Source organism: Gulosibacter sediminis, from assembly GCF_014904065.1.
In the GTDB taxonomy this organism is placed as follows: Bacteria; Actinomycetota; Actinomycetes; order Actinomycetales; family Microbacteriaceae; genus Gulosibacter; species Gulosibacter sediminis.
Window position 1 is genome coordinate 5,169 of the sequence record NZ_JACXJG010000016.1, and the last position, 1,819, is coordinate 6,987.

Below are 1,819 nucleotides of genomic sequence, written 5' to 3' on the forward strand. Positions count from 1 at the left end.
CGCCCCGATGCGCTAACGCCTGACGAGTCCGCGCGGCGGTGGCGCATTCGCCACCGCCGCGCGGTTCTTTGCGCCACGGGCCGGGGAGATGCAGGCGCATCGAAGTCATGTCGGAGGCTCGACATAACTTCCGGAGTGAGGCACGACATGCGTCGAAACCTGCCTCGCTACCTATGGAGTAACCGTGTCAAACTTCCAAAACCCGCCCCAGCAGCTCTACCCTCCCGCGCCGCAGCAGGCGTCTGGGCAGCCGCCGATGAGCGAGCAGCCGAAGCGCACGAACGGGCTCGGCATTGCCGCGTTCATCGTCGCGATCGTCGGCTTCATCTTCGCCTGCATGCCGGGCGCGCTCATCGTCGGCTGGNTGGCCTCGTCGCCATCTTCCTCAAGGGCAAGGTGAAGTGGCAGGCGGTGAGCGCCGTCATCATCTCGGTCGTCGGCACCATTGTCGGCTTCATCGTCTTCTTCGTCGCCGTCGGCAACGCCATTGGTGACGCGGTTGAAGAGAACAGCAACGTCAACGTGACCTCGAGCGAGGCCGCCGAGGTCGACTCGGCCGAGCCGGATGCGCCGGCCGATGAGGCGGACGGGACCGTCGCCGAAGAAGCACCGGCCGAGGACGCCGAGGCGGGCACGCGCGAGAACCCGGTTCCGCTCGGCTCGTCGCTCGAGGGTCGCGACTGGACCGTCACCATCAACTCGGTCACGCTCGACGCGACTGACGCGGTGCTGGCCGAGAATCAGTTCAACGACGAGCCTGCCGAGGGCAACGTCTACATCCTCGTGAACTACACGATCACCTACACCGGTGACGATGCCGATGGATCGACCCCGATTTCGGTCGGCCTCGACTACGTCACGGCTGGCGGCAACACCGTCGAGTCATACGACAGCCTCGTGGTTGCCCCCGACGCAATCGACACGATGAACACCCTCTATGAGGGTGCGTCGACGACCGGCAATGAGGTATTCGAGGTACCGGCTCCAGTTGACGGTGTGCTGGGGGTGACCCCCGGCATATCGGCCGACACCGTGTTCGTCGCGATTCAGTAGTTCAGTAGTAACGCCGCAGAAGCGGTGAAGGCCCGCGCATCCACCCGGATGCGCGGGCCTCGTGGTTTGTCCGAGGGTGAGGCCACCGCCGTCTGCCAGAATCGACCCATGTTTGAGGTCGAACTGCGCGGCACCGTGATCACCGATATCGCCTCGCTCTACGACGAGCTCAACCGCGGCTTCATGCAGGGCGAAGACTGGCGGCTCGGCGAGAGCCTGGACGCGCTCGACGATCTCCTCTACGGCGGTATCGGCGACGCCGTCGGGCACGACCGCATCCGCGTCACGTGGCCCGACCACGAACTTAGCCGCGCCGCCCTCGGCGTCGACACCACCGCATCCTGGTACCAGGCGAAGCTCGCGCGACCCGGCACCTTCAACGCCGAAAAGATCACCCGTGACCTCGCGGGGCTGCGCGCCGCGGGCGGCCCGACCTACTTCGACTTCGTGCTCGAGGTGTTCGCGAGCCACGACAACGTCGAGCTCGTACTCGCCTGACGTTGCAAGGCGTGCCGCCTCGGGGGGTACAGCCCGGTGAGGTGGCACAAGGCGCGCGAGGGCACCCGTGCATAGATTGCGAGCGTCTTCGCGCATCTCGTGCCCGGAGATCGTTGCGGACCGCAGACGTTCACAGTGCGGCAAGCAGTGCCACCTACGCCGCGGCGACGAGCGGCAGCGGTTTGCGCAGTTGGGGCTGGTGGAACGCGAGCAGCGTCGCGGTGATGACCGCCGAGGCGAGGATGCTCGCGAGCACGATGAGCTGGAA

The 1,819-nt window shown here is 66.2% G+C and carries 2 protein-coding genes; both read left to right on the forward strand.

Features of this window, described 5'->3' with window-relative positions:
• Nucleotides 1–411 precede the first annotated feature (411 nt).
• On the forward strand, nucleotides 412–1,053 hold the full coding sequence (locus tag ID132_RS08605) for a hypothetical protein (RefSeq protein WP_328743989.1): 642 nt from the start codon (nucleotides 412–414) through the stop codon (nucleotides 1,051–1,053).
• A gap of 108 nt (nucleotides 1,054–1,161) precedes the next feature.
• Entirely contained in the window at nucleotides 1,162–1,551 is a 390-nt protein-coding gene (locus tag ID132_RS08610) for a barstar family protein (protein ID WP_193128365.1), read from the forward strand.
• Nucleotides 1,552–1,819: the final 268 nt, after the last annotated feature.

Excerpts from the sequence above, each read along its gene's own strand:
- ID132_RS08610 (WP_193128365.1), top strand. The coding sequence starts at position 1,162 with ATGTTTGAGGTCGAACTGCGCGGCACCGTGATCACCGATATCGCCTCG.